Source organism: Mesorhizobium sp. CNPSo 4671 (assembly GCF_057784245.1).
In genome coordinates this window covers 134,562-160,371 of record NZ_JBWLUW010000011.1, presented here as the reverse complement: position 1 = coordinate 160,371, position 25,810 = coordinate 134,562, and the positions used below count along the sequence as shown (strand labels likewise).

Genomic DNA, 25,810 nt, shown 5'->3' with positions numbered 1-25,810 from the left:
AGACAATGACCGACTACATCATCGTGGGCGCCGGTCCTGCCGGCTGTGTTCTGGCCAACCGGCTGAGCGAGGATCCCTCGAATTCAGTGCTGCTGCTGGAGGCCGGCGGCAAGGACTGGCATCCCTACATCCATATGCCCGCCGGCTTCGCCAAGATGACCAAGGGCATCGCGTCCTGGGGCTGGTCGACCGTGCCGCAGAAAAACATGAAGGACCGCGTCTTCTGGTACACGCAGGCCAAGGTGGTCGGCGGCGGCTCCTCCATCAACGCCCAGATCTACACGCGCGGCAACGCCCGCGACTACGACGCCTGGGAGAAGGAAGAGGGCCTCGCCGGCTGGGGTTACCGTGACGTGCTGCCCTATTTCAAACGCGCAGAGAACAACCAGCGCTACGCCAACGACTTTCATGGCGACCAGGGCCCGCTCGGCGTGTCGAACCCGATCTCGCCGCTGCCGATCTGCGAGGCCTATTTCCGCGCCGGCCAGGAGATGGGCATCCCTTTCAATCCGGACTTCAACGGCGCTGCCCAAGAAGGCGTCGGCTATTATCAGCTGACGCAGAAGGACGCACGGCGCTCGTCTGCTTCGGTCGCCTATTTGAAGCCGATACGCGCGCGCAAGAACCTCACCGTCAGAACCGACGTGCTGGTGACCCGCGTCGTCGTCGAGAAAGGCCGCGCGACCGGCGTTGAGGTCGTTGACAGGCCCGGCGGCGAGAAGAAAATCCTGCGCGCGGAGCGCGAGGTGATCGTCTCGTCCGGCGCCATCGGCTCGCCAAAACTGTTGATGCAGTCCGGCATCGGCCCCGCCGACCACTTGAAGACGGTGGGCGTCACCCCGGTGCACGACCTGCCCGGCGTCGGCTCCAACATGCAGGATCATCTCGATCTGTTCGTCATCGCCGAATGCACCGGCGACCACACTTACGACAATTACGCCAAGCTGCACCGCACGGCCTGGGCCGGCCTGCAATATCTGCTACTGAAGAAGGGGCCGGTCGCCTCCAGCCTGTTCGAGACCGGCGGCTTCTGGTACGCCGACCCGACGGCCGCCTCGCCTGACATCCAGTTCCATCTCGGCCTGGGCTCCGGCATCGAGGCCGGCGTCGAGAAGCTGAACAATCCCGGCGTCACTTTGAACTCGGCCTTCCTGCGACCGCGCTCGCGCGGCACGGTGCGGCTGAAGAGCGCCGACCCGGCCGACCACCCGCTGATCGATCCCAACTACTGGTCCGATCCCTATGACCGCGCCATGTCGATCAAGGGCCTGCGGCTGGCGCGCGAGATCATGCGGCAGAAGGCGCTTACCCCTTACGTGCTGCGCGAAGTCCTGCCTGGTCCATCTCTGGCGACCGACGACGAACTGTTCGACTACGCCTGCCGCACGGCAAAGACCGACCATCATCCCGTCGGCACCTGCCGCATGGGCCATGACGAAATGGCCGTGGTGACGCCGGATTTGCGGCTGCGCGGCATCGAAGGTCTGCGCGTTTGCGACGCCTCGGTCATGCCGCGCGTCCCCTCCTCCAACACCAATGCCCCGACCATCATGGTTGGCGAAAAAGGCGCCGACCTGATCCTCGGCCGCGAACCACTGCCGCCGGCGGTGTTTTCCGGCAACCGGGCTGCTTAGAGCAATTCCAGGAAAAGTGTGAGACGGTTTTCCGTTCGGAATTGCTCTGAAACAAAGGAGATAAGGGAAGAGAAGATGATCAGGCACTGTGTCTTCGTCCGGTTTCGCGGCGATGTCCCCGAGGGCGAGCGTGCGGCGATCCATGCCGACCTGGAAGCGCTGCGCTCAGTTATCGACGGCATGGACACCGTCCACTTCAGCGCCAATGTCAGCCCGGAGCCTTTCGCGCGCGGCTTCAGCCATGGCTTCACCATCGATTTCCGCGATATCGCGGCACGCGACGCCTATCTCGTGCATGAAGCTCACCAGCGCGCCGGCGCAAGGCTGGTTGCCGCACTTGAGGACGGCACCGACGGATTGATGGTCATCGATCTCGATCTTACGAAAAAGTGACCGCCGGTTCTTCGAAAGCCGGCTGATCGCTGTTCTCTTTTGCAAGCAGGGCGACATATCGTTCCTTTGGGGGCACCAAAGGAGGACGCCTTGAATCTCACTGCCGAGCAGAAGAAAACCGTTCTGGCCTCGTTCCTGGGCTGGACGCTCGACGCTTTTGATTTCTTCCTTTTGACGTTCCTGCTCACCGATATTGCGAGTGAATTCCACACCGATGTCCCGGCAGTCTCAAAGGCACTGTTCCTGACCTTGGCGACGCGCTTCATCGGCGCGTTTTTCTTTGGCATGCTCGCCGACAAATATGGGCGCAAGCCCATCCTGATGCTCAACATCGTCAGCTATTCGGTGATCGGCGCGCTCGCCGCCTTCTCGCCCAATCTCGGCATCTTTCTGGCCCTGCGCGCGCTGTTCGGCATCGCCATGGGTGGCGAATGGGGGCTCGGCAGTTCGCTCGCCATGGAATCCATCCCGCCAAGCGCCCGCGGCATGGTCTCGGGCATCCTGCAATGCGGCTATCCGGCAGGCTACCTCCTGGCGGCGGTGGTCTATGGCCTGCTCTACCAGCAGACGATCGGCGGCTACACCATCGGCTGGCGCGCTATGTTCCTGCTCTCCTTCGTGCCGGCGCTGATCGTGCTCTTCATCCGCTCGCACGTGCCGGAATCGCCCGCCTTCGTCGAAGCGCAGAAATCCGTTAGGCCGGGGCTGCTGGAAACGCTGCAGAAGCACTGGGGCGTGGCGCTCTATGCCGTCGTGCTGATGATGTTCTTCAACTTCTTCAGCCATGGCACGCAGGACCTCTACCCGACCTTCCTGAAGAAGCAGCACGGCTTCGATCCGCACACAGTGAGCTGGATCACCATCGTGGCCAATCTCGGCGCCATTGTCGGCGGCCTGACATTCGGCGCGCTGTCCGAGAAGATCGGCCGGATCAACGCCATTACCCTCGCCTGCCTGATCGCTCTGCCGGCTATTCCGCTGTGGGCCTACAGCTCGACGCCCTTCATGCTCGCCATCGGCGCCTTCGTCATGCAGATCGCGGTCCAGGGCGCCTGGGGCGTCATCCCAGTGCATCTCAACGAACTGTCGCCCGGCGCGGTGCGCGCCACCTTGCCCGGCTTCATCTATCAGGCCGGCAATCTCGCCGCGTCCTATGGCGGTCCCTACCAGGCAGGCATCGCTGAAGCCGCCGGAGGCAGCTACGGCTATGCGCTGGCGCTTTTCGCCGGCGTGGTCGCGGTCTGCATCATCGTCGTCATCCGCTTCAGTCCGGAACGGCGCGGCCAGGTGATGACGATTCTGGAGCAGGGCTAACCCATCCGGAGCGCAATAACTCCAGCAACGATGCTGAGCGCGGCGGCGCCGCGCCAGCCCGTCATCTTCTCGCCGAGCGCGTAGACCGAGATCAGCATGGCAAACAGGATCGAGGTCTCGCGCAGCGACGCCACCGAGGCGATCGGCGCCTTGGTCATCGCCCACATCACGATCCAGTAAGCCGCGCCGCTGAGCACGCCGGTGAACAGCCCGGCCTTCCAGTCGCGCGCCAGAACCGGAAGCGCCTTGGGCCCGCGGAAGATGAGGCACAGCACCAGCGCGCCAAAGGCATCGCAGATGAACAGCCAGGCGGCATAGCTCTGCGCGGTCGCCGCCAGCCGTGCGCCGCTGCCGTCGGACAGCGTATAGCTGGCGATGAAGACCGACGTACCGAAAGCAAAGCCGACGGCGCGCAGGTTGAGCTTTTCCAGATGCGCGCCGCCGCGAAACGACATCACCAGCGTGCCGGCCGACAACAGCAGGATGCCGACAATGGCAAGCGGCGCCGGCACCTCAGCGACAACGAACATGCCGCCAATCGCGGCCAGCAACGGCGCCGTGCCCCGCGCCAGCGGATAGGTCTGGGCAAAATCGCCGGCCTGGTAGGCGCCGATCAGGAAGGTGCGGTAACCCATGTGGAAAATGACGGAGGCGATGATGTAGGGCCACACCTGGGCCTTCGGGAATTCGACAAAGGGCAGCACCACCAGTGCGGCCGCGCCCATGCCGAGCGTCATCAGCGTGATCGACAGGAAGCGGTCGAGATGGACTTTGACCAGCGCGTTCCAGATCGCGTGCATGGCGGCGGCGGCAAGCACCGCGAAGAAGACGAAAAGCGTCATTTCGGCCTTATCGACCTCCCGAGCCGAGTGGCGTTTCGAGATCGATGTCGATCCGGACAGGGAAATGGTCGGACGCCACCTCGCCTATGTCGGATGCCACCGACTGCACCCGCCCGGCGAACACCCCGCCGACGAAACAATGGTCGAGCCGGCGCTTTGCCAGCCTACCGTCGATGATTTTCTCATGGGTGTGGAAATCACCCGCCGGTTCGATCGCGACTGCGGCGGCATCGACAAAGCCGTCGAGATAGGCGGCGCCGCGATGATAGGGCGTGTTGCCGACGATGCGGCGATATTCGGCGCTGCCCGGCTCCATGTTGAAATCGCCCATCCAGATCGCCGCCAGCGGATTTTCCGGCTCGGCTTCGCCGCTGGTCCAGTTGCGCGAAGGCTCGTCGTCAGTGCCGCTCCATGGCCCGCCCTCGGACGGCGCGCGGCGATGTTCGGCCAGCAGATAGTCGATCTGCTCCAGCCGCTCCTCGGCGGCGATATGGGCGAGATGCAGCGAAAACACCCGCACCGGGCCGGCCGGCGTGCGGATCATGCATTCGAGTGCGGCATTGCGGGTGTTGAGTGGCCTGAGCGTCCGGCGCATCGGCAGTGCGTGCAGCCGTGACCAGACGATCGGCAGCTTCGACAGCACCATGGTGCCGAACTGCCGGCGCCGGCTGACCAGGCGGCCGTCCCGCCGCTCGCTGGCATCCATGTCGAAGGCCGGCCCGTAGACCCAGTGATACCAGGGCAGCAGGCGCGACAGCAGTTCCGGCTGGTCGTCGAAATTGCTGCGCTCCCAGTGCCGCTCGACCTCCTGCAGGGCAATGATGTCGGCGCCGTCGACGATCCGCGCGGCGCGCGAAAGATCGTAGCGGCCGTCGCTGCCGAACCCGTACTGGATGTTGTAGCTGACCAGCTTCATTGCTTACCCGGCTCACCTTTGGTGATGGCAGTAGCGGCTCAGTGGATTGCTTGCAATGTGCAGGAGAATGGAACCGGCTTGTGCCAGAAGCCCTCCCCCCCGACGCTGCTGCGCGATCATGCACCGATTCCGGACCGCTCCGGTATCCTCCGCACGCTGGAAAACGCCGCGAGGCGCCTTAGGGACACCGGCGGCTGAGGTCTGACGATGAGCCGTCCTAATAGGTCGTCAGCGGCTGGAACCGGCCCGCAGGCGACGCGGCCAGTTCTGCCCAGTCGATCTCTTCTTCCAGCCGGTGATAGGCCTCGTCGCCGATCGTGCCGTTGCTGCGCAATTCCTCCAGCGTGTCGCGCTGGCGGTTGATGGCGTAGAGGCGCAGCCGGTCGTATTCGGTCGCGGCTTGAGCGTCCTCCGGGTTTTCCGCAACGACACGCTGAGCCTCGTACTGCTCGCGCACGACAGCCGCCGCGGCCGAGGTCTTGCGGCTCAGCACGTCGAGTGCCGCCTGCATGACGGCGACGCGCGCCTGCGCCACCTCATTGTCGACTGTCCTGTCGGGATCGAAGTTGAGTATCCGCAGCAAAGGCTTAAGCGTCATCCCCTGCAGCACCAGCGTGCCCAGAACCACCGCGAAGGCGGCAAGCACGATCGGGTCACGTCCGGGAAAGCCGGCCGGCAGCGCGATGGCCACCACCAGCGTCACCAGCCCGCGCATGCCGCACCAGCCGACGAGCACGGCGCCGCCAAAGGTCGGCAAATCCCGCTTTTTGTCTTCGCCGCCGAAGCGGGCAAACCATCGTATGATCGCAACATAACTCGCCACCCAGACGAGGCGTGCCACGATGACGACGACCAGCACCGTCGCTGCGAAAAGAAAGGCCTCACCCTGCCCTTCGCCGGAAAGCCGGCCGACAATCGATCGCGCCTGCAGGCCCATCAGCACGAAAGCCAGCACGTTGAGGACGAACACTGCCGACTCCCAGACCGAATAGGTGCTGACACGGCGTCTCGCCGACATGCGGCGCGGCGCGCTGCGTGCAAGGGTGATGGCGTAGACGACGATGGTGATGATGGCGGAAAGGCCGAGCTTGTCGGCCAGGATCCACACGCCGAATGTCCCGGCGAACTGCACCACGGTGCTGCTTGCCGCATCCTCGATCCGGGTAAGCGTCAAGAGCGAGAGGCGGCCAAGCAGATAACCGGCGATCAGGCTGCCGATCGTTGACAGCAGAATCACCGGAATGGCGTTGCTCAGCATGATCGAGCCGAGCGCCGCCGAAACCGCCAGCCGGTAGATCAAGAGCGCGGTGGCATCGTTGAGCAGGCTTTCGCCCTGCAGGATGGCGGTGATGCGGTGAGGCACCTTGAATTGCCCGAGCACGGCCGATGCCGCCACCGCATCCGGCGGCGCGACGATCGCGCCGAGCGCGATTGCCGCGGCGATCGGCAAGCCGGCCATCTTCCAGCCGACGAAGGCAACCACGACAGTGGTGAAGACCACGGCGCCAAGCGCCAGCAATAGCAGTGACAGCCGGTAGCGCTTCAGGTCGCGCAGCGAGGTGTCATAGGCGGCATCGAGAAGCACCGGCGCGATGAACAGCGCAAGCGCCAGTTCCGGATCGATCTCGATCATCGGCGCGCCAGGCACGAAGGCAATGGCGACCCCGGCCAGGGCCAGCAGGGACGGATAGGGAACCTCCAGCCGCCGCGACAGTGCCGTCAGCGCAACGGCCGTCAAAAGCAGGATAAGGGTGAGTTCAAAAAGAGCCATGGGCGGTTACTTCAATGGGACGGAGTGCCGGTGCAAATATTCGTGCAGGATGCGGTGGATTGGCCATCAAACTCAAGCCCTCTGGCCGTACGCCTCAACCGCCTCCTGCCGTACAAGACCGGTATGATCCTCATCGGCCAATATGACTCGCCTTTCGTGCGCCGTGTCGGCATCGCGCTGACCCTGTATGGCATACCCTTCGAGCACCGTCCGTGGTCGGCCTTCGGCGATGCCGACAAGATTCGGCCCTACAACCCGCTGACGCGGGTGCCGACATTGGTGCTGGACAATGGCGAGGTGCTGATCGAAAGCCATTTGATGCTGGACTACCTCGACGGCCTCGTCTCGGGCGAAAAGAGGATGTTTCCGACAGCGGAACCGCTGCGTCATCAGGCGCTGAAAATCTCAGCCCTGGCCACCGGGCTCGGCGACAAGGCGGTCAGCCTGTTTTACGAGAAGCGGTTGCACGAGAAGGTCTCCAACGTCTGGGCCGGGCGCTGCCGCACGCAAATCGAGACCGTGCTTGCCGTGTTGGAAGCCGATCGTGCCGAGCGGTCGACACCTTACTGGTTCGGTGACCGCATCGGCCATGCCGACATCGTGGTCGCCGCCGTGCTGCGTTTCATCGGCGAGGCGCATCCAGGGCTTGTGTCGCTGGCCGACTTTCCGGCGCTAAACACTCACGCCACGCGGATGGAAGCGCTGGTGGTCTTTCAGGAGATCTCGCAGCCCTTCATCGCGCCGGCTTGAAGGGTCTAAGATCTATCTGCAGTCTGCAGGAAGGCTTGAAGGACTGCGCTATGGCACCCGAACCGCACTGCTCGTTTTGTGGAAAATCCCAAGCAGAGGTGCTACAGATAATTGCAGGCCCAGACGCCTTCATTTGCAATGAATGTGTTCAGATGTGCGTCGAGATCGTCGCAACCCAAAATCCCGATTGGCTGGACCAGCATCGCCAGTTTCTGACGACGCTACCCTCGAATTCTCGATATTGAACGCGCCGCCAGGCGAGATCAGTGCAAGACCAGCATGTCGTCCGATGAGAACGAAATCTCGGCCTTCTCGCCGACGGCGGGCGGCGGTGTCGCCGGGCTGTTGAACGTGTCGAGCGACACCGTGTTGCCGCCGATGCCGACGCGAACGCGGATCACCGAGCCGAGGAAATGCACTTCGGAGATCTCGCCGGACAGGCTGGAATCGCGACCGGGCTGACGGCCGAGCGAAATCGCTTCCGGCCGCAGCGCCAGCGACAGCGTATCGCCGGACTTGGATCCGTTGAGCTTGCCCTTCAGCGAGACCTGTTCGGAATTGACCCGCACCGTGCCAGCCGCCGCGTCGGTGACAGTGCCTTCCAGCACATTCAATGTGCCGACGAAATTGGCGACGAACTTGGTCGCTGGGCGGTTGTAGATTTCGAACGGCGTGCCAACCTGCTCGGCCTTGCCGCCATACATGACCGCGATGCGGTCGGAGATCGACAGCGCCTCTTCCTGGTCATGGGTGACGAAGATGGTGGTGATGCCGAGCTTCTTCTGGATGGACCGGATTTCTTCACGCAGCGAGACACGCACCTTGGCATCCAGCGCCGAGAGCGGCTCGTCGAGCAGCAGCAGCTTCGGTTTCGGTGCGATCGCACGCGCCAGCGCGATGCGCTGCTGCTGGCCGCCCGAGAGCTGGTAGGGGTAACGGTCAGCCATTTGCGGCAGCTTGATGATACCCAGCATCTCGGTGACACGGGCGTCGATTTCCGCCTTGGGCATGCCGGCGACCTTCAGGCCGAAACCGATGTTCTGCGCCACGGTCAGGTTCGGAAACAGCGCATACGCCTGGAACACCATCCCGACATTGCGCTGATTGGGCTTCAGCCTCGTAATGTCCTTGCCGCCAACGACGATCTTGCCGGCGCTCGGCTCCTCGAAGCCCGCGACCATGCGCAGCACCGTTGTCTTGCCGCAGCCGGATGGTCCGAGGAAAGAGACGAATTCACCACGTTCAACGTCGAGATTGAAATCCTCCACCACCGTGGTGGCGCCGAAGGATTTTCGAACGTGCTGGATGGAGAGGAACGGGTCGGCCATGATGTTGTTCTTTCGATCAGTTCGGGCGGTTCGCCGATTTCGGCGCGAAGCGAGACAGGATCTGGATCAGCGACATGCAACCCCAGGTGATGGCGAAGGCAATGATAGCAAGCGCTGCCGGTTCATAGGCGCGGTTGGCGCCGATGTTCTGCAGATACGGGCCGAAGGCCGGCCGGTTGAGCAGGCTTGCCATAGTGAATTCACCAATGACAATCGCGAAGGTCAGGAACGCACCCGACAACACCGCGATCAACACGTTGGGCAGGATAACACGGGTGACGATCGTCCCCCAGCCGGCGCCGAGAATCTGCGCCGCTTCCGTCAGCGTGCGCACGTCGATGGTGCGAAGTCCTGTATCCACCGCGCGGTACATATAGGGCAACGACAGTGTGGCATAGCCGATAACCAACAAGGCATTGGTGCCTGTGTCGGTCGCCAGGAACGGCAACGGCGAATTCGAGCCATACATTCTGATGTATCCGAAGACGATGACGATGGCCGGGATGACCAGCGGCAGCAAGGTGATGAACTCGACGATGGGGCGCAGCTGCGGCAGGCGCAGCCGGATCCAGTAGGCTGCGGGCACCACGATCAGTACGCCGAGAATGATGGTGAAAACGGCGGCAAGCACCGAATAGCCGAATGTCGCCTGGAAGCGTGCGTCGCCCAGCACGACCTTGTAGGCATCAAAGGAATAGGCACCGCGGCGCATGCGCATGGAAAACTCCACCGTCGCGATCAGCGGGATGAAGAAATAGGCCGCGCCCAGCGCGAAGACGACCCAGGCCCAGAACCTGCCAGCCTTCATTTGAGCCACCTCTCGGAACGGGTTCGGAACCAGATGTAAAAGACATTGGCAAGACCGGTGATCAGGATCATGCCGAAGGCGATGGCATAGCCGAGATGGGCATTGTGCAGCACGTCGCCACGGATCTGGGCATAGAGCAGGATCGGCACGATGTTGAGCGACGAGCCGGTCAGCGCATAGGCGGTGGCGATGGCGCCGAAAGCATTGGCGAACAACAGGATCACGGTGCCGAGGAAGCTCGGCCAGATCACCGGAATGACCACCATGCGCCAATACTGGGACATGGTCGCACCCAGCGTTGCGGCGGCCTCGCCCCATTCCTTCTTCAGCCCGTCGATGGCCGGCACGATGATGACCACCATCAGCGGAATCTGGAAGTAGACATAGGTCAGCGTCAGTCCCCAGAACGACAGGATGTTGAAGCCATGCGCGTAGATGTTGAGACCGAACAGCGTGTTCAGAATCACTGTCGCAAGGCCGAGCCGGCCGAGTGTGGCAAGGAAGGCGAAGGCCAGCGGCACGCCGGCAAAATTCGAGGCGACGCCGGAAAACGTCAGCGTCGCCGAGCGTATCCAGTCTGGCAGGCCGCCACGCACGATGGCAATGGCAATGGCCAAACCGGCAAAGGCGCCAATCAGCGATGAAGCAAGGCTGACCTTGATCGAAATCCAGTAGGCGGCAACGATCGACGGCTGCGCCAATGCAACTATGTTTTCGAGTGTGAATTCACCAGCATCGTTCTGGAATGCGCCCAGCATCAGATAGAGCGTGGGCAGGATCAGGAACATGATGGCGAAGATGAAGAAGGGCGCTACACCGAGCCACTGCGTCGGCAGCCTCATGCTGCGCGCCTCGGCGGGAGGCGCGGTCTTCCCGGAAACAGCGTGGTCGGACATTGAGATATCGGTCATGCGCCGGCTACCGTCTTCGAGAGAAAGAACCGGGCGGCCGTGAAGCCGCCCGGTGGATCTCAACTGTTACTTGACGTTGGCGCCGACAACGGCGTCCCAGTTCTTGGTGATGGCTTCCTTGGCCTTGCCCTGCTCGTCGAGCGTCGGGAACACCGCGGCCGCATAGGACTCAGCCGGCGGCAGCTTGGCCAGCACGTCCGCCGGGATCTTGCCGTTCTTGGCGAGATCGTTGAAACGGATCGGGTGGCAATAGCCCTTCAGCCAGGCGATCTGGCCTTCGTCGGAATACAGGTATTCCAGCCAGAGCTTGGCCGCATTCGGATGCGGCGCGTAGGCGCTGATCGCCTGCACGTAGACACCGGCGACGACACCTGTCTTCGGCACGACGACGTCGACGGGCGGGTTGCCCTTCAGCGTGTCGCGGCCGGCGAGCGCGTTGTAGTCCCAGGTGACGAGGATCGGGGTCTGGCCCTGGGCCAGCGTCGCGGCCTTACCGATGACCGGCACGAAATTGCCGGCGGCGTTGAGCTTCTTGAAGAAATCGAGGCCAGCGGTGCCGGCAGCTTCACCGGCAGCTGCACCCGTCGACAAGCCAGCGGCATACACCGCCTGGATGGCCTGGTTCGAGGCGCGCGGATCACCGGCAAGAGCAACCGAGTTGGCGAATTCCGGCTTCAGGAGATCTGCCCAGTCCGTCGGCGACGTCTTCACCAGGTCCTTGTTCACCTGGAAGGAAAGCACGCCGTAGTAGTCGCCCGTCCAGAAGCCGTCGGCATCCTTGGCGCTGTCGGGGATCGAGTCCCAGGTCGACACCTTGTAAGCCTGGATCAGGCCGTCCTTCTTGGCGGACGGACCGAAGGACAAGCCGACGTCGATGACGTCGGGCGCCTGCGGGCCCTTGTTGTCCTTGTTGGCCTTGATCGCCTCGACCTCGTCGCCGGAACCGGCATCGGGGTTGAGTTCGTTGATGGTGATTTCCGGATACTTCGCCTTGAAGCCGGCGATGACGTCGCCGTAACCGCACCAGTCGTGCGGCAGGGCGATGGTGGTGAGCTGGCCCTCGGCCTTCGCGGCCTTGACGAGATCATCCAGCGAAGCCGCGGACGAAATCACCGACGACACCATAAGGGTCGCGGCCGAAAGGGAAAGCACCTTCCCCGTGAATTTGAACATGTGTTCTCTCCGTTGAACTGACGCCGTTGGACGCCTGCGATGCGGTATCGTTTTCATGTGACAGCCAGATGAAAGCTTTATGAAACCGGCTGCTCGCAGTGCGAAAAAGTAAACTCTTTTTAACCGGTTGTAGCAATCGCCTCGCAATTCTTTTTCCGGCTAATTAGTTTGTGCCTTGCCCTTCATCCCCTCCCCTTGTTTTTGTACCCCTTTTTCAGATCAATTTCCTATGCCGAAAACGTCTCAGATCGTACCGGCAATGGCGTTTTCCAGCAGCGCCAGCGCCGCCTTCTTGGTCAGCTTGACCGGGTTGCCACCCGCCGTCGGATCGACCACCGCCATGTCGGCGATCAGCGCCTTGCGTTTCTTGTCCATGTCGAGCCCCTTGATCAGGCCCGGCAGCGCGTGCGGCACCTTCAACTCCTTGCGCAGCTTGATGATTGCCTTGGCGAAGCCGTCAAAGCCACCCTTGATGCCGCAATAGGCCGCGAGCCGGGCGATACGCTCCTCGATGGCGTCACGGTTGAAGGCCAGCACATAGGGCATGAACACGGCGTTAGTCATGCCGTGATGGGTGTCGTAGAGCGCGCCGATCGGGTGCGACAGCGAGTGGATGGCGCCCAGTCCCTTCTGGAAGGCGGCAGCGCCCATGGCCGCCGCACTCATCATATGGGCGCGCGCGACAAGGTCCTTGCCGTTGGCATAGGCCTTCGGCAGGTTTTCGAACACCAGCCGAACACCTTCCACCGCAATACCGTCGGCCATGGGGTGATAGCCGGGCGCGCAATAGGCTTCGAGGCAGTGGGCGAGCGCATCCATGCCGGTGCCGGCGGTGATGAAAGCCGGCATGCCGACCGACAGTTCCGGATCGGCAATGACGATCGCCGGCAAAAGCTTCGGATGGAAGATGACCTTCTTGGTGTGCGTTTCTTCATTGGTGATGACGCCGGCGCGGCCGACTTCCGAGCCGGTGCCTGCCGTGGTAGGCACGGCGATGATCGGCGCGATGGCGTCCGAATTGGCGCGCGTCCACCAGTCGCCGACATCCTCGAAATCCCACACCGGCCGCGTCTGACCCGCCTGGAAGGCGATCAGCTTGCCGAGATCGAGCGCCGAGCCGCCGCCGAAGGCGATGACGCCGTCATGCTTGCCCTTCTTGAACACGGCGATGCCGGCAGTGAGGTTGGAATCGACCGGGTTTGGCTTCACCTCGGAAAACACGCCATAGGGCACCTTGGCATCGTCAAGGATCTTCAGCGTCGAAGCGACGACCGGCAGCTTGGCCAGCCCCGGATCGGTGACGAAGAGCGGCCGCTTGATGCCGGTGGCATCAAGCACCTCAGGCAGTTCCTTGATGCGCCCGGCGCCGAAGCGGACGGTGGTGGGGTAGTTCCATTTGGAGATCAGCTTGGACATTTTTTGTCTTTCGAAAAATCAGATGGCTTCGCGCAGGTGGAAGGATTTCGGGCGGGTCAGATTGTCGTAGCCGATGGCCGACAGTCCCGCACCCTTGCCGGTGTCCTTGACGCCGGTCCAGACCAGGGCCGGATCGAGATAGTCGCAGCGGTTCATGAACACCGTGCCGGTTTCGATGCGGTTGCCGATCGCCACGGCGTGCTCGGTATCTCTGGTCCAGATCGAAGCTGTCAGCCCGTATTGACTGTCGTTCATCAGCGCGATCGCCTCCTCGTCGTTGCGCACCTTCATGATGCCGACGATCGGGCCAAAGCTTTCCTCGCGCATGACGCTCATCTGATGGTCGACTTCAGTCAACACTTCCGGTGCCAGATAGGGCGAGCCGGCCTTGTCGTTAGCCACCTTCATGTTGATGTGCGCCTTGGCGCCCTTGCGCAGTGCCTCGGCCTTCTGCTCGCGGATCAGGTCGGCGAAACGCGCCTGCGCCATCGGCCCCATCGTCGTCGCTTGCTCCAGTGGATTGCCGACGACATAGTTCTTGGTCTCGGCGATGAAGCCCTCGACGAACTCGTCATAGACCTTCTCATGCACATAGACGCGCTCGATGCCGCAGCAGCACTGGCCGGAATTGTAGAAGGCGCCGTCGACCAGATTGGCAACCGCATGATCCATCTTGGCGTCGGGCAGCACATAGGCCGGATCTTTGCCGCCAAGCTCGAGGCCGAGCGTCATGAACGTACCCGCCGCCGCCTTTTCGATGGCGCGGCCGCCGCCGACCGAGCCGGTGAAATTGACATGGTCGATCTTGCCCGAGCCGAGCAGCTTCTCGGTCTGGGCATGGTTGAGCACGACATTCTGGAACACGCCCTTGGGCAGGCCGACCTTGTCGAAGGCCTGCTGAAAACGCTCGCCGACCAGCAGCGTCTGCGCCGCATGTTTGAGGATGACGGCGTTACCGGCCATCAGCGCCGGCACGATGGTGTTGACGGCGGTGAGGTAGGGATAGTTCCACGGCGCGATCACCATGACCACGCCGAGCGGATCCTTCTTCACATAGCGGCGGAAGCCGTCCTTCGGGTTGGAGGCGGGAACCGACCTTAGCGCCGCCTCCGCGATCTCGACCATGTAATTGGTGCGCTCCTTGACGCCGCCGAACTCGCCGCCATAGCGCACCGGACGCCCCATCTGCCAGGCGATCTCCGGCACGATCTCGTCGGTCATCGCCACCAGCGCTTCGAGCATCGCCAGCATGTACTTGCCGCGCTCGACGATCGGCGTCTCAGCCCACTTCTCCTGCGCCGCCTTGGCGCGCTCGACAGCGGCATTGACCGCCTGGTCTGTAGCGATGGGCCGCTCCGCATAGATCGAGCCATCGATGGGAGATATCAACTTGACCGTTTCGGTCATTCCTTCAGTCCTCGCACTTCATGAAATCTTGATTTTGACGTCGCCCGCCATTCAGACGATGGCTAAGGGAGGGCGACGCCGACGTAGTTTAGTACCGCTCGAAACCTCTGTGCAGTTCCCAATCCGTAATGCGGCGGTCGTATTCGAACTGCTCCCATCTTGCCGTGTGGACATAGTGTTCGAGCACATCCTCGCCGAGCGCCTCTTTCAGCATCTTCGACTTGGCCAGCGTCTCGGTAGCATCGCGCAGCGTTTTCGGGATCTCCGGCAGGCGCGAGGCTTGATAGGCATCGCCGACGAACGGCTTCTGCAACTCCAGCTTCTCGTCGATGCCGGCAAGGCCGGCGGCGATCAGCGCCGCGAAGGCGAGATAAGGATTGAGGTCGGCGCCGCCGATGCGGCACTCCATGCGGATGCCCTTGGTGCCCTCGCCGCACAGACGGAAGCCGGCGGTGCGGTTGTCCTCGCTCCACATGATCTTGGTCGGCGCGAAGGTACCGGCCTGGAAGCGCTTGTAGGAGTTGATGTAGGGCGCCAGGAACCAGGTGAACTCCTTGGCGTATTTGAGCTGACCCGCCCCCCATTGCTGGCCAAGCGTCGACAGCGTCCAGTCCGCCTTCTTGTCGAAGAACAGCGCCGTCTTGCCATCAGCGCTCCACAGCGAATTGTGGATGTGGCTGGAGTTGCCGGCGAGCCCGTAATTGTACTTGGACATGAAGGAAATCGCCTTGCCTTCGGACTCGGCGATCTCCTTGGCGCCGTTCTTCAGGATGACGTGGCGGTCGGCCATGTCGAGCGCCTCGGCATAGCGCACATTGATCTCTTCCTGGCCCGGACCCCACTCGCCTTTGGAGTTCTCGATCGGGATGCCGGCGGCTTCCATCTCGTTGCGAAGCCGGCGCATGACGCCTTCTTCCTTGGTGGTGATGCCGATCTGGTAGTCGCCGATATAGGGCGAGGCCGTGTCGAGGCCCTGCCAGTGCTTCTTGCGGGCGGAATCATAGGACTCGTTGAACAGATAGAATTCGAGCTCGGAAGCGAAATAGCCGATATAGCCACGCTCCGTCAGCCGCTTCACCTGCTTCTTCAGGATGGCGCGCGGCGAATGCGGCAGGTCGTCATGGGTGTGATGGTCGAGCACGTCGCAGATCACAAGTGCCGTCTTTTCCAGCCACGGAATGCGCCGCAGCGTGGCTAGGTCCGGCTTCATGACGAAGTCGCCATAGCCCTTCGACCAGCTTGCCGCCTTGTAGCCGGGCACCGGCTCCATATCGATGTCGGCGGCCAGGAGATAATTGCAGCCATGCGTTTCATCATGGGCGGAATCGACGAAGTACTGAGCCAGGAACCGTTTTCCCGCCAGCCGGCCCTGCATGTCGACGATGCAGGCCAGCACCGTGTCGATCTCACCGCTGGAGACCGCTTTCTTCAACTGATCGAACGAGAAATTTCCGGCCATTCCTTTGGCACTCCAGCGCTTGGTCATTGAAAGGGAGAAACGAAGCCATGGCCGGCTTGACGTCGGCCATGGCTGTGAAGGTTGAGGCTCAGTGGCCGGTCTCGCCGACCGCCTGTTCCGCTGCCTTGATCGCCGCCTGACGCGCGGCGATGATGTCGCCGAGCGGCGGCCCCTGGAAGCGGTTGCGCTCGAAGGCGAACCAGACAATCGCCGTCAGGATGAAGAAGCCGACGGTGATGTAGAGCGCCCAGTCGTTCGGCGGCTGAATGCCGATGACGAAGATCAGGATCATCGACACGATCGACAGGAAGGCGAACAGCATGAACACGCCGCGCCCCATGTTCCACGGCCCCATCTTGTCCCACTTCGGCGTGCCCCAGGCCAGCATGCCGAGCACGATCGGCACGGTGAAGGACAAGAAGAGGAAGATGACGGTGCAGGACACCACGATGGTGTAGGCCGAGGTGCCGGCGACCGAAACCAGCGTCGAGCCCCAGACGAACAGCACCGACAGGATCGACGCCGTCCAGATCGCCGCCACCGGCGTGCGGTAGGTCGGGCTGACCTTGGCGAGCGCCGAGGAACCCGGCAAGCCGCCGTCCCGCGAGAAGGCGAAGATCATGCGCGAGGCGGACGTCACCGTGGCGAGGCCGCACAGCAGCTGCGAGACGAACACGACGAGATAGACGAACTCCTTGACGCCGGGGCTGACACGCTGGTCGAAAGCCCAGAAGAACACGTTCCAGCCCTGCTTGGCGGCATCGTCCATGTTGGGGATCATCAATACGAAAGCGGCGAGGAACAGATAGCCGAAGATCGCCGACCAGACGACCGACATCACCATGGCGCGCGGCACGGAAGAGGCCGCCTTGATGGTTTCTTCCGATGTGTGCGCGGAAGCGTCGTAGCCGGTGATCGTGTAGATCGGCAGCAACAGGCCGAGTGCGAACACCCAGGCATTCGACACCGACGGCCAGACACCGCCGCCGGCGTCACCCGAGTAGTTATGGAAGGTGAACAGGCGGCTGAAATCCCAATGTTCGGCCGAAATCAGGCAAACCACGGCGATCAGGATCGAACCGAAGAAGATCAGATAGCCCGAAAAATCGGTCAGCTTTGCCGTCAGCTTGATGCCGAGATGGTTGATCAGCGCCTGGGCGCCGGTGATGATGACCAGGAAGATCATCTGGTTGGTCAGCGTGCCCTCGATGCCGAGCGCCGGTCCGAAGGCGCCGATGAAGAACGTCCACGTGCCGACATTGATGGCGCCGAGCACGGTGATCAGGCCGAGCAGATTGAGCCAGGCCGTGACCCAGCCGGTGCCGCGATTGCCGAGGATCGAGCCCCAGTGATAGAGGCCGCCGGCGGTCGGATAGGCCGAACTGATCTGCGACATGGCGACGGCGAAGGTCAGCGACACGAAGCAGCCGACCAGCCAGCCGACGCCGATGCCGATGCCGCCGGCTCCCGACGTGCCTTGCGCCAGCGAATTGATGCCGCCCGACAGGATGCAGATGATGGAGAAGGAAACCGCGAAATTCGAAAAGCGGCTGAGACGCCGCTCCAGCTCCTGGGCATAGCCCATGCTGTGGAGGTGTTTTACGTCCTCCGCCTTGTCTGAATCTGTATAACCGGGTGTTGTCATCTCGGAATTCCCCTATGGTTCTCTGCTGGACCGGTCCTGCATACCGACGATGCAGGCCAGCACGGCGTAAATCCCCTCGCCGGAAACTTTTTCTTCAACGGATCGGACAAGAAATTCCCGGCCACTTGATAACATCTTTCAAACTGAAAACTGATGGTCGACGGGGTGCCCGATCGGCCTGAGCCGATCGGGCGATATTGCCTTGCCGTTAGCCGGCTGTCTGGCCGACCGCTTTTTCCGCAGCCGCGATCTCCGCCGCGCGACGAGCAATGTCGGCACCGATCGGCGGACCCTTGAAGCGGCGCGATTCTATGCCGAACCATAGAACCACGAGCAGAATGATCAGTCCGATGGCGTAGTTGATCAGGATGTCGAAGGGAGGCTGGATGCCGGCATACATCAACACCAGGACACCGAGCACGGTGATGACCGCGAACGGCTTTGACCAGACGCCGAGACGGAACGGACCGAACTCAGTCCAACTCTTGCCCTCCGCAAGAAGTCCGGCTGCGATCGGCATGGCATAGGAGACGTAAAGGAAAAGAGCGCAACCGGCAGCGAGCGCCGCGAAAGCCGGCGAATAGAGCGTGGCGGCGATCGAGAGCACCACGCCGAGCCAGATGGCAGGCACCGGCGTGCGCCAGGTCGGCGAAACCTGCTTCCACAAGGACGACCCAGGCAGACCTCCGTCACGCGAAAAGGCGAAGATCATACGCGAGGTCGAAGTGAGCCCGGCCAGCGCGCACAGATAGTTCGACAGCACGATGGCGATGCCGAGCAGAGCCTTCAGCCAGGTTGGCGCCGGCAGGTTGTTGAACAGGTTGAACCAGGCGTTGCCACCATCCTTGGCGGTCGCGACCAGATCGGGGCTGGCGAGAACGAAAGAAACCGCCATCACGAAGCCGAAGACGAGAGACCACAGCACAGCGTGGATCATGCCTCTAGGCACAGCGACACGGGCGTTGTGTGTTTCCTCGGCGGTGTGCGCCGAGGCGTCGAAGCCGGTGATCGTGTAAAGCGGGTAGAGAAGGCCGATCAGGAAGGCCACGAGCGCCGTACGAGCCGTCGGAACATAGCCACCACCGGGATCGCCGGTCGTGTTGACGAAGGTCGTCAGCCGCGCAAGATCGAAGCCATGCGCGCCCCAGATCAGGAAAGTTAGCGTCAGCACGACTGCAACAACGAGGATGAGATAGCCGGAAAAGTCGGTCAACATCGTCGTCGTCTTGATGCCGAGATGATTGAAGAGGCCTTGGGTGACGGTAATCAAGACTACTGCCGCCGTCTGCTGCCAGAAGCCCCAGGTCGATGTGTCCCAACCGAAGATCGGACCCGCGACGAGCCCTTGAAATAGCAGATAGACGCCGACATTCACCGAAGCCACGACGAAGATCAGGCCAAGCAGGTTGATCCAGGCCGTTGCCCAGCCCCAGCCGCGTCCACCGAGAATCGACGACCAGTGATAGAGGCCGCCGGCGGTCGGATAGGCCGAGCCGATCTGGCCGAGCGAGGCCGCGACGATAAGAGCGAAGACACCGCCGATGACCCAGCCAACGGTCGCCTCGAAACCGCTGCCGGTACCCATGGCCAGCGGAAATGAGGTGATGCCACCGGCCAGAATGCAAATGATCGAGAAGGATATGGCGAAGTTGGAGAAGCCGCTCATTCGGCGGGCCAGTTCCTGGGCGTAGCCCATACTGTGAAGGATCTTTACGTCCTCCGATTTCTCTGTGTGATCCGTTGTCATGCTGGAGTTCCCCTTATGGTTCTTAGCTGGCCGATTGAACTGACTTTCCCATTGCGCGTTGTCGGGAGCCCTTGGCCTCTTCTGGTTCCAGATCCAAAAAAATGCCTGTGAGCAGATCCGCCCATTTCCGCTGCCCGGTTTCGCCGGAGATTTCATCGTTGCGGATTTCGATCATCGCGCAGGGCAGCCCGCGCGAGCGCGCATGCCGTTCCAGCGTGAAATAGACGCGGTCGGCCGGCGAATAGGGTTCGTTGACGCCGACGGTGACGCCGGCAAGCCGCTTCAGCGCGCCAATCAGCGGTGACGCCAGCCGGCGATCCTCGTCGTGGATGATGCCGATATGCCAGGGCCGGTTGCGGCCCTTGTAGACCGGGGTGAAGGAGTGCACGGAAACCAGGCGGGTCTCCTGCCCGCGCGCCAGCCTGCCGTCGACAATCTGCTCGATGGCTGCATGAAACGGCTGCCACGAAAGTGCAACGCGCGCCGCGCGCTGCTTTTCCGACAGCCCGGTATTGCCCGGTATCGCCGTGGTCTCGCTGACCGGCGGCACCAGGTCTGGCGCGTCGAGCGGTCGGTTGCAGTCGATGACAAGGCGAGAAATGCGGGTTTCAACCAGCGTCGCGTCGAGCGCCTCGGCCATGCGCAACGCAACCGGCAGCGCGCCTGGGTCCCAGGCGATGTGGCGGGACAGGTCCTCGACGGCAAGGCCCAACGTTCCGAATTCGGCGGGCAGGAAATTGGAAGCGTGGTCGCAGGTAAGCACGAATGGGCTTGACCCGCCTGGGTTGGTCACCCTCACGGTATCAGACAATGCAAGGCTGGCGGGCCGTGCTTTCTCCATAGTCTGCCGTCCCCTGGGAGCGCTGTATCGTATGTTACGTATTTTGCCTCATTGCGTCCCTATGGATGATTTCATACAGTTTGTCCGGCTTTGTCAAATGCGATCTCGTGGGCCAAGCCAGTGGGTGGGGGAAAAGATGATTTCCAGCATTGCCGAACTGATCGCCGACCGCCTTGGCACGATGCCGGCCGGCGAACGGCGCGCGGCGCAGACGCTGATTGCCAGCTATCCGATGATCGGCCTGAAGACGGTTGCCGAATTCTCGGCCGCAGCCGGCGTCTCCTCGCCGACAATCCTGCGTTTCGTGGCCCGGCTCGGCTTCCAGAACTATCCGGAATTCCAGTCGAGCCTGCAGGACGAACTGGCGGCGCAGCTGCAGTCGCCGGCGATACGCACGCTCAACCCGCCCTTGCCCAGTGGCGGCACGGTCTCGCCGATGCTGGAAGCGACGCTCGACAATATGCGCGAAACCTTCCGCCACCTCTCCGACAAGCAGCTTGCGGACATCGCCGCGCGGCTTGCCGACCGGCGTGGCAAGACGTTCCTGATCGGCGGCCGTTTCACCGATCCGCTGGCGCGTTACATGGCCGCCCACCTCGCTGTCATCCAGCCAGATGTCTTTCACCTGGCCGGCCAGGAGAGCATGTGGCGCGACAGGCTGATCGACATGGGCAAGCGCGACGTGCTGGTGATCTTCGACATCAGGCGCTACCAGGACAGTCTCGTCCGCTTCGCCGAGAAGGCGCATCAGCGCGGCGTCCAGATCGTGCTGTTTACCGACCAGTGGCTGTCGCCGATCGCCCGTTTTGCCCGCCACGTCATCGCCGGACGAACCGCGGTGCCGTCGGCATGGGATTCCTCGGCCGCGCTTTTCGTCGTCGCCGAAACGCTGATCGGCGCCGTCACCAGACAGCTCGAGGCCGACGGCGCCCGCCGCATCCGCGAAATGGAAGGCCTGCGTTAGCAGGTCCTGGCCAATTACATCCGGCTCCAACCGCGCGTCCCGCGTTCACGTTACCGAGATTTAATGTGCACGATTGCGTGATAATTGCCATAAACCGGTGATACCGGGATGTGGCGTGGCCAGGTTGCGCCGCCAGCCCTTATCGTCGCTGCATCCGCTTCCACCTGGAACCGGCAGACGATTTCTGCCGTGGAGTATCGATGCCGAGTTGGAAGCAGATTGTCCTTGCGTTCGTGATCGTGGTCGCCGCTGCGGCTGCGTGGGCGCGCTTCTACCCCGGCGCTCCGCAAGTGCTGGCGCGCTGGGGCATCGACTGGGCCTATGGCGCGACACCTCCAGTGAAGGACACGGCGGCGGCTGGCTCCCGGCGAGCGGCGCGTAACGGCGCCCAGATTGCCACCATCGTCGCCGCGCCGGCCGGCAGCGCGACCATCAACGACCGCTTGCAGGCGATCGGTACCGGCCGCGCCAACGCCTCGGTGACCGTCAATCCCTACAGTTCCGGCCGCCTTGCCGAATTGCTGGTCGAATCCGGCAGCCATGTCGACAAGGGACAGGTCATCGCGACGCTCGATTCCGAAACCGAAATCATCGCGCAGGACCGGGCCAAGCTCGCCTTGCAGGACGCGCAGTCCAAGCTTGACCGCGTCAAGTCGCTGCGCGCCTCCAATGCCGCAACGCCTGTCGCCGTTGCCGACGCCGAGGTGGTGCTGGCAGGCGCGAAGCTGGCGCTGCAGGATGCAGAACTTGCGTTGCAGCGCCGCTCGATTTTGGCGCCGATATCGGGCACTGTCGGCATCCTGCCGATCTCCGCCGGCAACTATGTAACCAACCAGTCGGCGATCGCCACGCTCGATGACCGCTCCTCGATCCTGGTCGATTTCCAGGTGCCGGAGCGCTTCGCCGCCGCCGTCAGGGTCGGCGCGCAGCTGACAGCGACGCCGATCGCCAATCCGAGCAACGCCTATACCGGCACGGTGTCGGCCATCGACAACCATATCGACGAGAAAAGCCGCACGCTGCTGGTCAAGGCCAAGATCGCCAATCCCGCCGATTCGCTGCGCGCCGGCATGTCGTTTTCCATCACCATGAAATTCCCCGGCGAAACCTATCCGGCCGTCAGCCCGCTGGCGATCCTGTGGGGGTCGGACGGCGCCTATGTCTGGCAGATCGAGGACGGCAAGGCCAAACGCGTGCCGGTGCGTATCATCCAGCGCAATACAGAGACCGTGCTGATCGACGCCGAGATCGACAGCGGCGACATGCTGGTCACCGAAGGCACGCAGAGCGTCAGCGAGGGTGGCGAGGTCCGCATCGCCGGCGAGGAGCAGCATTCCGCCAACACCGCCGAAGGCTCATGACCGGCCCCGTCAACGCCGCCAGCGATACCGGCTTCACCGCGCTCTTCATCCGCAGGCCGGTCATGGCCTTCGTGCTCAACGTCCTCATCGCGGTTGCCGGCCTCGCAGCCTTCTACGGCGTCGAGATCCGCGAACTGCCGGACGTCGATCGTGCCGTGGTCACCGTCTCGACCACCTTCGCGGGGGCTGCCGCCGAAACCGTCGATCGCGAACTGACCGACACGATCGAGGGTGCGGTGGCCCGTGTCTCCGGCGTCAAGTCGATCTCGTCCTCTTCCTCCTTCGGCCAAAGCCGCGTCACCATCGAATTCAACGACGGCGTCGATCTCAACGTCGCCGCCTCCGATGTGCGCGATGCCGTCGGCCGCGTCGCCAACCTGATGCCGGACACCGCCGATCCGCCGCGCATCGTCAAGGCCGATGCGAATTCCGACCCGGTGATGCGGCTGGCGGTGACCTCGGACAACATGTCGATCCAGGACATGACCGTCGCGGTACAGGACCAGATCGAGGACGAACTGGCCGCCGTACCCGGCGTCGCCGACGTCCAGGTCTATGGCGACCGCGCCAAGATCTTCCGCATCGACGTCGACCAGAACAAGCTCGCCAGCCTCGGCTTCACTGTCGCCGATCTCAGGGCAGCCCTGGCCTCCGTCGCTTTCGATTCCCCGGCTGGGTCGATCACCACCACCAACCAGGACCTGATCGTCCGCACGACCGCCGACGTAACCACGCCCGAGGAGTTCGAAAACATTATAATCGGCGGCACGACGCGCATCCGCGACGTCGCCACCGTCACGCTCGGCCCCGATGTCGGCCAGACCGCGCTGCGTTCCGATGGCAAGACCGGCATCGGCATCGGCGTCATCCGCCAGGCGGAATCGAACACGCTGGACATCTCGACCGGCGTCCAGGCCGCCGTCGCCAAGCTGCAGGAAAACCTGCCCAAGGGCATGGCGATCAAGATCACCAGCGACGATGCCGTCTTCGTCAAGGGCGCGGTGCACGAGGTCGAGATCGCGCTCGGCCTGTCGGTGACGATGGTGCTGATCGTCATCTACATCTTCCTGCTCGACTGGCGCGCCACGCTGATCCCCGGCCTGTCGATGCCGGTCGCCATGATCGGCACCATCGCCGCCATTTATCTCGCCGGCTTCTCGGTCAACATCCTGACGCTGCTTGCCATGGTGCTGGCGACGGGCCTTGTCGTCGACGACGCCATCGTCGTTCTGGAAAACATCGTGCGACGACGCAATGAGGGCATGGGGCCACGTGCGGCCGCCGTGCTCGGCGCGCAGGAAGTGTTCTTCGCCGTCGTCGCCACGACGCTGACGCTGGTCGCCGTCTTCGTGCCGATCTCCTTCCTGCCCGGCCAGACCGGCGGTCTGTTCCGCGAATTCGGCTTCGTGCTTGCCATGTCGGTGCTGCTGTCCTGCGTGGTGGCGCTGACACTTTGCCCAATGCTCGCCTCACGCATGCTGACCAGTGCATCGCTTCACCATGAAGGCGGCCACGGCATCGGCGCCCGTATCGGCGGCGCTTTGAATGCCGCCTACAAGCGGGTCCTGCACGCTTGCCTCGACGCGCCCTGGATCGTGGTTCTGGTCGCGGTGCTGTTTGCCGGAACGGCGTTCACCCTGTTCGGCACCATCCGCCAGGAGCTGACGCCGACCGAGGACCGCGCGGCCGTGCTGCTGCGCATCAATGCCCCGCAAGGCGTCAGCCTCGACTATACGACGCAGCAGATGCAGAAGATCGAGAGGCTGATCCAGCCGATGCGCGATTCCGGCGAGATCCGCTCGACCTTCGAGAATGCCGGCCAGAACGGCTCCTACAATTCCGGCTTCATGGTGATGACGCTCGCCCCTTGGAACGAGCGCAGCCGCAGCCAGCAGGAGATCATGGCCGAGATCAGCCAGCTGACCAAGCAGGTGCCGAGCGTGCGCATCTTCCCGGTGCAACCCAACAGCCTCGGCATCCGCGGCGCCGGCAACGGCCTGCAGTTCGCGCTGGTCGGCAACGATCGCAAGGCGCTCGGCGACGCGGCGGTGAAAATCATCGCCGAGATGCAGAAGGACCCGCGCTTCCAGACGCCGCGCCTGTCGATCGACCCGACGCAACCGCAACTGGCCGTCGCCATCGACCGCGAGCGCGCCTCCGATCTCGGCATCGACATATCAGGGCTCGCCAACACCATGCAGGCCATGCTCGACGGCAATGACGTGGTCGATGTCTACATCGCCGACCGCAGCTATGGCGTGAAGCTGGTCTCGACCACCAATCCGATCAACGATCCGACCGACCTGGAAAATGTCTTCCTGAAGACGGGCGACGGCCGTTTCGTGCCGATGTCGACCATCGCCACGCTGACCGAGCGCGCCGTGCCGCCGTCGCTGTCGCGTGAGCAGCAGCAGCCGTCGGTGGCGATCACCTCCAACCCTTCAGGCAATTTTGCGCTTGGTGATGCGCTGAGCCAGGCCGAGGAGATCGCCACGCCGTTCCTGCTGCCGGGCAGCCGCATCCTGCCGCTGGCCGAGGCCGCGACGCTGGGCGAAACCAACAGCGCCATGGTCACCATCTTCGGTTTCGCGCTGGTCATCATCCTGCTGGTGCTGGCCGCCCAGTTCGAAAGTTTCGTCAGCGCCGTCATCATCATGGCCACGGTGCCGCTGGGACTGGCCTGCGCCATCTTCGCCCTGCTCTTGTCCGGCACCAGCCTCAACGCCTACAGCCAGATCGGCCTGGTGCTTCTGGTCGGCGTCATGGCCAAGAACGGCATCCTGATCGTCGAATTCGCCAACCAGTTGCGCGACCGCGGGCTCGGTGTGCGCGAGGCGATCGAGCAGGCCTCGATCATCCGCCTGCGGCCGGTGATGATGACGATGATCTGCACCATCCTTGGCGGCGTGCCGCTGGTGCTGGCCGCCGGCGCGGGTGCCGAGGCACGCGTGGCGCTCGGCTGGGTCATCGTCGGCGGGCTGGGGCTAGCCACCATCTCGACACTGTTCCTGACGCCAGTCGCCTATCTCCTGCTTGGCCGCTTCGTCAACCCGAAGACCCATGAGGAGACACGCCTCAAGCGCGAGCTCGAGGAAGCCGCTTACGTCGGTGTGGAGCCGGCGGAGTAGCT

General features: G+C 63.0%; 20 protein-coding genes and 1 pseudogene. 8 read left to right on the top strand and 13 right to left on the bottom strand.

Annotation, left to right across the window (positions count from 1 at the left end; all coding sequences use genetic code 11):
* The first annotated feature begins 5 nt into the window (after positions 1–5).
* The 3 genes from AC04SF_RS27345 (at position 6) to AC04SF_RS27335 (ending at position 3,341) form a co-directional block, all read left to right on the top strand.
* Complete coding sequence (locus AC04SF_RS27345; protein WP_488480310.1) at positions 6–1,634, top strand: GMC family oxidoreductase; 1,629 nt, start codon at positions 6–8, stop codon at positions 1,632–1,634.
* A 75-nt stretch (positions 1,635–1,709) separates the two neighbouring features.
* Positions 1,710–2,027, top strand: a complete 318-nt coding sequence (locus AC04SF_RS27340; protein ID WP_488480309.1) for a Dabb family protein — start codon at positions 1,710–1,712, stop codon at positions 2,025–2,027.
* Positions 2,028–2,117: 90 nt separating this feature from the next.
* Entirely contained in the window at positions 2,118–3,341 is a 1,224-nt protein-coding gene (locus AC04SF_RS27335) for an MFS transporter (protein WP_488480308.1), read from the top strand.
* Here AC04SF_RS27335 and AC04SF_RS27330 read toward each other — a convergent pair.
* The 3 genes from AC04SF_RS27330 to AC04SF_RS27320 all read right to left on the bottom strand — a co-directional run bounded on the left by AC04SF_RS27330 (position 3,338) and on the right by AC04SF_RS27320 (position 6,870).
* The gene (locus AC04SF_RS27330; RefSeq protein WP_488480307.1) at positions 3,338–4,183 is read right to left on the bottom strand and encodes an EamA family transporter; all 846 of its coding nucleotides are present in this window, start codon (positions 4,181–4,183) and stop codon (positions 3,338–3,340) included. The genes AC04SF_RS27335 and AC04SF_RS27330 overlap by 4 nt on opposite strands.
* A 7-nt stretch (positions 4,184–4,190) precedes the next feature.
* A complete protein-coding gene (locus AC04SF_RS27325) occupies positions 4,191–5,099 on the bottom strand; it encodes an endonuclease/exonuclease/phosphatase family protein (protein WP_488480306.1) in 909 nt (302 codons plus the stop codon).
* 217 nt (positions 5,100–5,316) lie between these two features.
* Entirely contained in the window at positions 5,317–6,870 is a 1,554-nt protein-coding gene (locus AC04SF_RS27320) for a cation:proton antiporter (protein WP_488480305.1), read from the bottom strand.
* A 123-nt stretch (positions 6,871–6,993) separates the two neighbouring features.
* Between AC04SF_RS27320 and AC04SF_RS27315 the strand changes: the two genes are divergently transcribed.
* Positions 6,994–7,620: a glutathione S-transferase family protein gene (locus tag AC04SF_RS27315; protein WP_488480304.1), complete on the top strand. Its 627-nt coding sequence runs from the start codon at positions 6,994–6,996 to the stop codon at positions 7,618–7,620.
* 50 nt (positions 7,621–7,670) lie between these two features.
* A pseudogene (locus tag AC04SF_RS27310) lies at positions 7,671–7,779 on the top strand (ClpX C4-type zinc finger protein); the annotation flags it as partial.
* A 104-nt stretch (positions 7,780–7,883) separates the two neighbouring features.
* Here AC04SF_RS27310 and AC04SF_RS27305 read toward each other — a convergent pair.
* The 10 genes from AC04SF_RS27305 to AC04SF_RS27260 form a co-directional block, all read right to left on the bottom strand.
* Positions 7,884–8,948 carry an ABC transporter ATP-binding protein gene (locus tag AC04SF_RS27305; RefSeq protein ID WP_096449995.1) on the bottom strand — a complete coding sequence of 355 codons (1,065 nt, stop codon included), beginning with the start codon at positions 8,946–8,948 and terminating at the stop codon, positions 7,884–7,886.
* 16 nt (positions 8,949–8,964) lie between these two features.
* Positions 8,965–9,756 (bottom strand): ABC transporter permease, encoded by a 792-nt coding sequence (locus tag AC04SF_RS27300; RefSeq protein ID WP_095772573.1) that lies wholly within the window; start codon positions 9,754–9,756, stop codon positions 8,965–8,967.
* Entirely contained in the window at positions 9,753–10,667 is a 915-nt protein-coding gene (locus tag AC04SF_RS27295) for an ABC transporter permease (RefSeq protein WP_477220064.1), read from the bottom strand. Before AC04SF_RS27295 ends, AC04SF_RS27300 begins: the two co-directional genes overlap by 4 nt.
* Before the next feature lie 66 nt (positions 10,668–10,733).
* Positions 10,734–11,840 (bottom strand): ABC transporter substrate-binding protein, encoded by a 1,107-nt coding sequence (locus AC04SF_RS27290; protein WP_096450001.1) that lies wholly within the window; start codon positions 11,838–11,840, stop codon positions 10,734–10,736.
* 243 nt (positions 11,841–12,083) lie between these two features.
* Positions 12,084–13,256, bottom strand: a complete 1,173-nt coding sequence (locus tag AC04SF_RS27285) for an iron-containing alcohol dehydrogenase (RefSeq protein ID WP_488480303.1) — start codon at positions 13,254–13,256, stop codon at positions 12,084–12,086.
* A gap of 18 nt (positions 13,257–13,274) precedes the next feature.
* Complete coding sequence (locus AC04SF_RS27280) at positions 13,275–14,663, bottom strand: aldehyde dehydrogenase family protein (protein WP_488480302.1); 1,389 nt, start codon at positions 14,661–14,663, stop codon at positions 13,275–13,277.
* Positions 14,664–14,751: 88 nt separating this feature from the next.
* On the bottom strand, positions 14,752–16,122 hold the full coding sequence (locus tag AC04SF_RS27275) for a glutamine synthetase family protein (RefSeq protein ID WP_488480301.1): 1,371 nt from the start codon (positions 16,120–16,122) through the stop codon (positions 14,752–14,754).
* Positions 16,123–16,210: 88 nt separating this feature from the next.
* On the bottom strand, positions 16,211–17,767 hold the full coding sequence (locus AC04SF_RS27270) for an amino acid permease (protein ID WP_096450009.1): 1,557 nt from the start codon (positions 17,765–17,767) through the stop codon (positions 16,211–16,213).
* Between the two features lie 208 nt (positions 17,768–17,975).
* Positions 17,976–19,514 carry an amino acid permease gene (locus AC04SF_RS27265; RefSeq protein ID WP_096450011.1) on the bottom strand — a complete coding sequence of 513 codons (1,539 nt, stop codon included), beginning with the start codon at positions 19,512–19,514 and terminating at the stop codon, positions 17,976–17,978.
* Positions 19,515–19,536: 22 nt separating this feature from the next.
* Complete coding sequence (locus AC04SF_RS27260; protein ID WP_488480300.1) at positions 19,537–20,355, bottom strand: N-formylglutamate amidohydrolase; 819 nt, start codon at positions 20,353–20,355, stop codon at positions 19,537–19,539.
* 136 nt (positions 20,356–20,491) lie between these two features.
* On the opposite strand from AC04SF_RS27260, the gene AC04SF_RS27255 reads away from it, so the two are divergent.
* The 3 genes from AC04SF_RS27255 to AC04SF_RS27245 all read left to right on the top strand — a co-directional run bounded on the left by AC04SF_RS27255 (position 20,492) and on the right by AC04SF_RS27245 (position 25,808).
* Complete coding sequence (locus tag AC04SF_RS27255) at positions 20,492–21,319, top strand: MurR/RpiR family transcriptional regulator (protein ID WP_488480299.1); 828 nt, start codon at positions 20,492–20,494, stop codon at positions 21,317–21,319.
* Between the two features lie 200 nt (positions 21,320–21,519).
* Positions 21,520–22,680 carry an efflux RND transporter periplasmic adaptor subunit gene (locus AC04SF_RS27250; RefSeq protein WP_488480298.1) on the top strand — a complete coding sequence of 387 codons (1,161 nt, stop codon included), beginning with the start codon at positions 21,520–21,522 and terminating at the stop codon, positions 22,678–22,680.
* Complete coding sequence (locus AC04SF_RS27245) at positions 22,677–25,808, top strand: efflux RND transporter permease subunit (protein ID WP_488480297.1); 3,132 nt, start codon at positions 22,677–22,679, stop codon at positions 25,806–25,808. The genes AC04SF_RS27250 and AC04SF_RS27245 overlap by 4 nt, the downstream gene beginning before the upstream one ends.
* The last annotated feature ends 2 nt before the right edge of the window (positions 25,809–25,810 follow it).

Excerpts from the sequence above, each read along its gene's own strand:
- AC04SF_RS27345 (WP_488480310.1), top strand. The coding sequence starts at position 6 with ATGACCGACTACATCATCGTGGGCGCCGGTCCTGCCGGCTGTGTTCTG.
- AC04SF_RS27340 (WP_488480309.1), top strand. The coding sequence starts at position 1,710 with ATGATCAGGCACTGTGTCTTCGTCCGGTTTCGCGGCGATGTCCCCGAG.
- AC04SF_RS27330 (WP_488480307.1), bottom strand. The coding sequence starts at position 4,183 with ATGACGCTTTTCGTCTTCTTCGCGGTGCTTGCCGCCGCCGCCATGCAC.
- AC04SF_RS27325 (WP_488480306.1), bottom strand. The coding sequence starts at position 5,099 with ATGAAGCTGGTCAGCTACAACATCCAGTACGGGTTCGGCAGCGACGGC.
- AC04SF_RS27320 (WP_488480305.1), bottom strand. The coding sequence starts at position 6,870 with ATGGCTCTTTTTGAACTCACCCTTATCCTGCTTTTGACGGCCGTTGCG.
- AC04SF_RS27315 (WP_488480304.1), top strand. The coding sequence starts at position 6,994 with ATGATCCTCATCGGCCAATATGACTCGCCTTTCGTGCGCCGTGTCGGC.
- AC04SF_RS27305 (WP_096449995.1), bottom strand. The coding sequence starts at position 8,948 with ATGGCCGACCCGTTCCTCTCCATCCAGCACGTTCGAAAATCCTTCGGC.
- AC04SF_RS27300 (WP_095772573.1), bottom strand. The coding sequence starts at position 9,756 with ATGAAGGCTGGCAGGTTCTGGGCCTGGGTCGTCTTCGCGCTGGGCGCG.
- AC04SF_RS27295 (WP_477220064.1), bottom strand. The coding sequence starts at position 10,667 with ATGACCGATATCTCAATGTCCGACCACGCTGTTTCCGGGAAGACCGCG.
- AC04SF_RS27290 (WP_096450001.1), bottom strand. The coding sequence starts at position 11,840 with ATGTTCAAATTCACGGGGAAGGTGCTTTCCCTTTCGGCCGCGACCCTT.
- AC04SF_RS27285 (WP_488480303.1), bottom strand. The coding sequence starts at position 13,256 with ATGTCCAAGCTGATCTCCAAATGGAACTACCCCACCACCGTCCGCTTC.
- AC04SF_RS27280 (WP_488480302.1), bottom strand. The coding sequence starts at position 14,663 with ATGACCGAAACGGTCAAGTTGATATCTCCCATCGATGGCTCGATCTAT.
- AC04SF_RS27275 (WP_488480301.1), bottom strand. The coding sequence starts at position 16,122 with ATGGCCGGAAATTTCTCGTTCGATCAGTTGAAGAAAGCGGTCTCCAGC.
- AC04SF_RS27270 (WP_096450009.1), bottom strand. The coding sequence starts at position 17,767 with ATGACAACACCCGGTTATACAGATTCAGACAAGGCGGAGGACGTAAAA.
- AC04SF_RS27265 (WP_096450011.1), bottom strand. The coding sequence starts at position 19,514 with ATGACAACGGATCACACAGAGAAATCGGAGGACGTAAAGATCCTTCAC.
- AC04SF_RS27260 (WP_488480300.1), bottom strand. The coding sequence starts at position 20,355 with ATGGAGAAAGCACGGCCCGCCAGCCTTGCATTGTCTGATACCGTGAGG.
- AC04SF_RS27255 (WP_488480299.1), top strand. The coding sequence starts at position 20,492 with ATGATTTCCAGCATTGCCGAACTGATCGCCGACCGCCTTGGCACGATG.
- AC04SF_RS27250 (WP_488480298.1), top strand. The coding sequence starts at position 21,520 with ATGCCGAGTTGGAAGCAGATTGTCCTTGCGTTCGTGATCGTGGTCGCC.
- AC04SF_RS27245 (WP_488480297.1), top strand. The coding sequence starts at position 22,677 with ATGACCGGCCCCGTCAACGCCGCCAGCGATACCGGCTTCACCGCGCTC.